Here is a 7,459-nt window from a genome sequence, read left to right on the forward strand (position 1 = left end):
TAATAGATCTCTATAAGGTTACTCCCGTCTTAAAAATTGCGATTTCTCTGAATTGATTTATTTCATTGTTAACTCGTTCACCGTTTGCAACCCCAATCACATACGTGATAAAATCTTCCAATACCTGTTCTATCGATTGATCCTCTACTATGGTGCCTGCATTAAAATCGATCCAGTTTTTCTTTCTGGCATACAATTCTGTATTGGTAGAAATTTTAATCGTTGGGACAAAGGTACCAAAGGGAGTACCCCGTCCGGTTGTAAATAGGACCATATGACATCCTGAAGCAGCTAACGCAGTTGCAGCAACTAAGTCGTTTCCAGGTGCACTCAAAAGGTTTAACCCTTTCTCTATTAATACTTCTCCATATTTCAACACATCTACTACTTTAGAATGTCCCGCTTTTTGTGTGCAGCCCAAAGATTTATCCTCTAAGGTTGTAATGCCGCCTTTTTTATTTCCCGGCGATGGATTTTCATATACGGGCTGATCATTAGCAATAAAATAGTCTTTGAAATCATTGATCAGGTGAACGATTTTTTCAAAGGTTTCTTCGTCCTTAGCCCTTTCCATTAATATGGTTTCCGCACCAAACATTTCCGGCACCTCAGTAAGTACGCTGGTTCCCCCCTGAGCAATGAGATAATCTGAAAATTTCCCCAGCAGCGGATTTGCAGTAATTCCTGAGAGCCCGTCAGAACCACCGCATTTCAAGCCGACCTTAAGCTCAGACAAGGGTACTTCTGTCCTATGGTCATCTTTCATTGCATCAAATATTTCTTTTAACAGCCGGGCTCCCTCTTCAATCTCATCCTCTACCTCTTGGGCTACTAGAAACTTAACACGTTGTTCATCAATCTCACCCAGAAAATCCTTAAATTCTGAAACCTGATTATTTTCACAACCAAGCCCTAATACGAGAACGCCACCACAATTCGGGTGCTTCACAAGTCCTCTGAGGATTTTTTTTGTGTTCTCATGATCGTCTCCCAGTTGGGAACAGCCGTAATTATGCTTATATACCTCGATATGATCAATCAAGTCAATATTTACTTCTCTTTTGAAAGTATCTATGATCATTTGCCCCGTACCATTTACACAGCCTACTGTAGGGACGATCCACAACTCATTTCTAATTCCCACACTGCCATCTCTTCTTCGATAGCCCATAAAGGTTTTATTGTCCCTTGGCATATCCTTATCTGCCAGCTTTTGCCGGTAGACATACTCTATGGTCCCGCTAAGTTTCGTCTTTGTATTATGCACATGCACATGATCTCCAGCCTCAATATCCTGCAGCGCATATCCAATCGGCAATCCATACTTGACTACAGAATCATTTTGTGTTATAGCCTTTAGCGCTACCTTATGTCCTTTTGGTATATCTTGTTTTATTCTTATTTTTATATCATCGATTTCTATGATTTCTCCTGACTTAAAGTCTTTGAGTAAAACCAAAACATTATCATCGCCATGAATTTTCATATATGTTTTCAATGGATTTCACTCCTCTTTGCAGCTCTGTATATAGATAATTTTGTTATTGATTAAACTCAAAATATTGACTGGCGTTGCGATAGCATATATCCTCTACAATTTTTCCTAACAGCTGCAGATCATCTGGCGCTTCTCCATTTTCAACCCACTCACCCAGCAAGTTGCACAAGATTCTTCTGAAATATTCATGCCTTGTATAGGATAAGAAACTTCTCGAATCTGTCAGCATACCAACAAATCGGCTCAATAGACCCATGTTGGCTAAAGCAACCATTTGACGGATCATACCGTCTTTTTGATCATTAAACCACCAGCCAGAACCAAACTGTATCTTCCCGGGAATGCCTCCGCCCTGGAAGGAGCCTATCATTGTTGCCAATACCTCATTATCCCTTGGATTCAAGCAGTAAAGAATTGTTTTTGGAAGTTGGTTCTCACAGTCCAGTGCGTCTAAAAATTTTGCCAGAGGCTGTGCAAAGATATAATCTCCGATGGTATCGAAACCAGTATCCGGTCCTAAGTGCTTCATCATTCTCGTATTTACATTTCTTATGGTTCCGATATGCAGCTGCATAGCCCACCCAAGCTTTGCATATTTTTTCCCTAAAAATAATAATACCTGGGTTTTGTATTTCTTAATTTCAGTTTCACTTAAATTTTCACCCTTCAGTGCTTTGTCAAAGATTATATTTACTTCTTTCAGGGTTCCGTTTTCAAAAACAACCGGATCTAAGGCATGATCAGAGACTCTGCAGCCTAGCTGATGGAAAAATTCGATACGTTCCTCTAAGGCAATCAACAACTGCTCACAGTTCTTAATTTCTCTTCCAACTACCTTTTCCAGCTTCTGAATCCATTCGATGAAGCCTTCCTTTTCAATGTTAATCCCTTTGTCAGGACGGAATGTCGGAAATACGCTTACGCTGAAGGATTCATCCTCAGCAATAGCCTTATGATATTCTAGTGTGTCTATAGGATCATCTGTCGTACAAATTACTTTAACATTAGATCTTTCAATGAGGCCTCGTGCTGTAAATTCTTCTTTCTGAAGCAGCCTATTGCATTTTTCCCATATTTCTTCAGCAGTCTCAGGACTTAAAATTGTATCAATCCCAAAATACTTTTTTAATTCTAGATGGGTCCAGTGGTATAGTGGATTCCCAATCGTATAAGGAACAGTTTCTGCCCACTTTAAAAATTTCTCTTTATCCTCTGCTTCACCGGTTATATATTTCTCGTCTACCCCATTACTTCTCATTGCCTTCCATTTATAGTGATCTCCTCCGAGCCAGATTTCTGTAATGTTTCTATAACGCTTATTTTCTGCAATCTCCTTTGGATTTAAGTGACAGTGATAGTCGATGATCGGCATGTGCTTTCCGTATTCGTGATAGAGCTTTACTGCCGTTTCGCTGTTTAGTAAAAAGTTTTCATCCATAAATTTCTTCATCATTAATCCTCTTCCTTTCCATTCACTTGGATATTCTCTTCCCTTTACCCCTTACCATGGGTTTATCTAGCTTACCAATTCTTTCACAGCTTCTTGCATTCCCTTTTCTAGAATCAAAGCTAAATAATCGGTCACCTGCTTGTGCAATCCTTCTACTTCATTTAAATTCACTTTCCATACTTTATCGTAAGCCAGCACCTGCTCAACCAGCATTTCCAAGCCTAGCCTTGTTCCATCATAGGCCGCCCATACATCTCTGTACAACTCTAAAATATCTGCATCATCCTTTAGATCAATCTTTATTCCATCTCTATCTCCTCGATAGAAGCCGATCAATGCAGCAAGAGAAAATACCAACCGGTTGGGCAGCAGCTTTTTACTTTCTTGGTATTGCAAAATGGAAGGCAGGACTCTTGTTTTAAATTTAGACATGGAATTGAGTGAAATACTCATCAGATAGTGCTTAATAAATGGATTTCTAAATCTGTCTAACACTGCATTCGCAAAATTAACCAGTTCTTCTCTTGATAATTCCAAGGTTGGAATAATTTCATTAAATATGGTGTCCTTCACAAATTTTCCTACTAAAGGGTCTTCAATGGCTTCTCTTACAGTATCCTTTCCGTATAGATAAGCAACGGGCACCATACAAGTATGTGCTCCATTTAGAATCCTTACTTTCCTTGTTCTATATGGACTTAGATCCTCAACAAATAGTACATTTAGTCCGGCCCGGTCTGCCGGGAATTCCTCTTTTATCCGCTGTGGCCCTTCGATTACCCATAGATGAAAGGGTTCCCCCTCCACAACCATATCATCCTCGTATCCCAGTTCTTCCCTGATTTCCTGCATTTTTTCCTTTGGATATCCTGGAACAATTCTATCTACTAGACTGTTACAAAAAGTATTTGCTGTATCCATCCAGGTCACAAAGCCTTCACCCAATTCCCAAAGTCCTGCATGTCTTAACATGATCTCTTTCAGTTTTTCACCATTCTTATCAATAAGTTCACAAGGAATAAAGATAAGGCCCTTTGTGGGATCCCCGTTAAAAGTTTTATATCTGTGATACAGCAGTGCTGTTAATTTTGCGGGAAAGCTGTTCTGCGGTCGATCTTCCAATTGATCTCCTTCATCAAAGACGATTCCCGCTTCCGTCGTATTGGAAACCACAAATCTTAATTCCGGGTTTTCTGCTGTCTGCAAGTACGCGTCGAATTGTACATAAGGATTGATCGTCCTGCTGATGACGTCAATGATTGCATGCTCACTGGCTACTTCTCCATTTTTAATGCCATTTAAATATAAGGTATATAATCCATTTTGTTGTTCCAGCTTCTCGATAATCCCTTCCTTAAGAGGCTGCACGACTACAACACTTCCGTTAAAATCTGTTTCTTGGTTCATCTTATAGACCATCCAGTCCACAAAGGCCCTTAAAAAGTTTCCTTCACCGATCTGCAAAATCTTTTCCGGATAATTTTTCTTTTGATAAACTTCATGAATTCTTTTCATGCCCTTGTCCTCCTTTTTATACTTTGTTAACGTGTGCACCTTTATCTAAAACATAACTCATCGCTAAAGACTGCCATGAGTTATACTTTGTTTATTGAACTGGTTCTGCGGACTGAAAAAGTCCGGCACAATACATTAGGCAGACTTAATCATTGATTTTCCTTACCGATTGTCTGATTTTGAGTTCTGTATGAAAATAGAGCAGCTGATGGGTCGTTTCCCTATTACGGATTAAATCTAGCAGCTTTTTAGCTCCTTCTTTACTAATCTCCTCAATAGGTCTTTTAACAGTTGTCAATGCAGGAGATAGGAATGAAGAAAAAATATTATCATCAAATCCTATTATAGATATATCTTGTGGAACTTTTAATCCTTGCTCCACAACTGCTCTCATTGCTCCTACTGCCATATCGTCATTAGAACAAAACACGGCTGTTGGAATTACAGGAAGTTGTAAAAGTTTTTTCATTGACCTGTATCCGCTTTCCATATCATATTTTCCTTCAACGATAAAGTCCTTATGAATAGGGATATCATGATCAATGAGTGCCTGCAAAAATCCTTCCTTTCTTTCCTGGGAGGATTTAAACCCTTTCTTTCCCTCAATCACTGCAATTTGTTTATGCCCCTCTTTTATTAGATAGGCTGCTGCATTATAAGCACCCTTTCGATCATCAGAAAGAATATTAACGATCTGGGCATCCTGAATTTCCCTATTGAGTACCACTAGTGGGATTTGTTTTTCCAATGCATTATATATGAATAGATCATCTTTTGTACTCTGACTCATTACGATGATGCCGTCAAAATGCTTCTTATTAATGGCATTTAGATCTCCGCAGTCGTCTATACCCCTTACAACCAAATTAAATTCCTTATGGATGATAGCATTGACACCCCTAACCACTTCATAAAAAAAACTGGAAGATGTCCCTTCATGCAAGGTTGAAAAGAATAATCCAATATTATAGGATTTATCTAAAACAAGACTCTTGGCATTATAGTTAGGTGTATAATTTAATGTTTTTGCCAATTCCTTTACCCTTTCCTTGGTATCCTGACGAATGAGCGGACTATCATTGAGTGCTCTGGATACGGTTGTATGAGATACCCCAAGAATTTTAGCAATATCTTTTATTGTAACACTCATTTTACCACCTCAATGTTATCATAACATATAATGCACACGTTAACAAGTGCAAAGTGTAGATAGGGTAGATCGCTATTTGATCTACCCTTTTTTACTAATTATCTTTCTTTTCGTATGTTAATATTTTCTCCATTACCTTTTTCCTTAATTCATCTATCACTGGGAATTTCATATAAGGCACATAGTAGGTTTCTAATACATCGTGTTCCCGTTTCGCTTTATATATGCTGGCAAGACCTGCAGACATCAATCTTTCGAATAGAATTTCATCTTCTTTTATTTTATCTTCATTTTCTTCAATAACTGTCCTATTAATATAATCATCCAAATTTAACTGTCTTTGATTTTTTTTCTCATATTTTTTACTGCTGGTCACTGCGACGTTCAATTCGGGGATTACAAGGGTTTCTATGTTGGTTTCCACCATAGGCTCATGATACACTTCTACAAATAAACCTTTTCTTACAGCCTCATCCAGTATATTCTCCATAACCATAGATTTGCCCTTAATATACTTTCCATGAATATATATCACTTTCTCCATTTCATCAATAATCGTTTCGTAGTAATCAACAATACCTTTTGGTGAAAAAGCACTACCAAACAGATGTCTTGGTTTTACCGTTCTTAAGGCATAGGGAATTCCCCCAAATATCTCACTTTTTAGCCTTGCTGCAGCAAAATTATACTTCCCCTGATCCAGTGCCTCTTCGTAAATAACCTCTAAGTCATCCCGTATGGATTTAGCTGCCGCAAAAAATCGATATGCCCGTTTAAATAGATTGCTGATTCTCCCAGTACTTTCGATTATCTTATCCCTATTGCCGATAATTCCTTTCTGCTCCCAAAATTCTCCGAAATTAATGATCTCATCTATGGCTCCAGGATGCTTAGGGTCCACTACGTGGGTAGGGGGCTTCATAGAACAAAAATCTACTGGCCTCTAATACAGGCTACCAATGGAAGGATTGATTTCTGATCTGTCCAATCAATCGGTTCATGGAAAGCAGCCAGTAAACCTTTACTATCCTCATCAAGCTCTTCTTCCTTCTTCTTCTTTAACTTCCCTCTTAAGGCATTCATCATGAATCGGTCGATGAAACCAAGCTGCTTATAATTAAAAGCTCCTCTTAAATAAAAGAAATTTATCTTGTTTCGCATCTCCTCTGTAAAATTATTGGCTTCAACATGCTTAATGGCTTCCTCCCTTCCCGGAGAACAGCCCACTGCAAATACAATTAACTTTTTATCCATAAGCTTGTCGAAATGATCTGTAATCAGTTTTACACCTTTGATCCCCACCGCATGCAAAGATCCGCCAAAAACAACCGTATCATATCGGTACAAGTCCTCAACCTTCACCTTTGAAGCTTCCAATAAGTCTGCTCCTGCTTCCTTAGCAATCCATTCTGCATATCGCTTGGTACTGCCATACTTGGATTTATAAAGTACGATAACTTTTTTATCTTTTTCCTGCATCTTTATTTCCTCCTTGTAAGATAAATATAGGGTTAGGGCTCAAAAACCCACCCGAATGTTCTTTGACAACTTTAAATCTATTGTTCAGATGAATCAGTGACACCAGACATTGAATTTTTTAAACATCGTGCTATAATCTCTTTGTCAGAGAGATAGATGTGCATTCCTCCTGGATCCCTTCCATAGTAGAGGCTTATCCGTGAAAAAGCGTGTCACTCCACAAGGACGATTCGATGTTTAGCTGGTTGGGCCACCATTTGGTGTTACCCGTTTCAAATGCAAGGTTGTTTGACGTTCTTCTTTTAGTGGATGCTCTGATTCATTCTGTTTGAAAGGTTGTGCTCTTATGTCTAAATTTATTAATGAT

6 protein-coding genes are annotated in these 7,459 nt (G+C 38.6%); all 6 read right to left on the bottom strand.

Annotated features, from left to right (window positions below; genetic code table 11):
* Nucleotides 1-10 precede the first annotated feature (10 nt).
* The 6 genes from BUB56_RS15665 to BUB56_RS15690 all read right to left on the bottom strand — a co-directional run bounded on the left by BUB56_RS15665 (nt 11) and on the right by BUB56_RS15690 (nt 7,092).
* Entirely contained in the window at nt 11-1,498 is a 1,488-nt protein-coding gene (locus BUB56_RS15665; RefSeq protein ID WP_110942225.1) for a UxaA family hydrolase, read from the bottom strand.
* A 43-nt stretch (nt 1,499-1,541) separates the two neighbouring features.
* Entirely contained in the window at nt 1,542-2,948 is a 1,407-nt protein-coding gene (gene uxaC / locus BUB56_RS15670) for a glucuronate isomerase (RefSeq protein ID WP_110942226.1), read from the bottom strand.
* A gap of 66 nt (nt 2,949-3,014) precedes the next feature.
* The gene (locus BUB56_RS15675) at nt 3,015-4,463 is read right to left on the bottom strand and encodes a tagaturonate reductase (RefSeq protein ID WP_110942227.1); all 1,449 of its coding nucleotides are present in this window, start codon (nt 4,461-4,463) and stop codon (nt 3,015-3,017) included.
* 145 nt (nt 4,464-4,608) lie between these two features.
* Nucleotides 4,609-5,613, bottom strand: coding sequence for a LacI family DNA-binding transcriptional regulator (locus BUB56_RS15680; RefSeq protein WP_110942228.1), 1,005 nt, complete (start codon nt 5,611-5,613; stop codon nt 4,609-4,611).
* A gap of 94 nt (nt 5,614-5,707) precedes the next feature.
* Nucleotides 5,708-6,535, bottom strand: coding sequence for an ATPase (locus BUB56_RS15685; RefSeq protein ID WP_110942229.1), 828 nt, complete (start codon nt 6,533-6,535; stop codon nt 5,708-5,710).
* An 11-nt stretch (nt 6,536-6,546) separates the two neighbouring features.
* Entirely contained in the window at nt 6,547-7,092 is a 546-nt protein-coding gene (locus BUB56_RS15690; protein ID WP_110942230.1) for a flavodoxin domain-containing protein, read from the bottom strand.
* Nucleotides 7,093-7,459 lie beyond the last annotated feature (367 nt).

The organism is Geosporobacter subterraneus DSM 17957 (assembly GCF_900142145.1).
Taxonomy (GTDB): Bacteria; Bacillota; Clostridia; order Peptostreptococcales; family Thermotaleaceae; genus Geosporobacter; species Geosporobacter subterraneus.

Coding starts and splice junctions, on each gene's coding strand:
- uxaC (WP_110942226.1), bottom strand. CDS start 2,948: ATGAAGAAATTTATGGATGAAAACTTTTTACTAAACAGCGAAACGGCA.
- BUB56_RS15675 (WP_110942227.1), bottom strand. CDS start 4,463: ATGAAAAGAATTCATGAAGTTTATCAAAAGAAAAATTATCCGGAAAAG.
- BUB56_RS15680 (WP_110942228.1), bottom strand. CDS start 5,613: ATGAGTGTTACAATAAAAGATATTGCTAAAATTCTTGGGGTATCTCAT.
- BUB56_RS15685 (WP_110942229.1), bottom strand. CDS start 6,535: ATGAAGCCCCCTACCCACGTAGTGGACCCTAAGCATCCTGGAGCCATA.
- BUB56_RS15690 (WP_110942230.1), bottom strand. CDS start 7,092: ATGCAGGAAAAAGATAAAAAAGTTATCGTACTTTATAAATCCAAGTAT.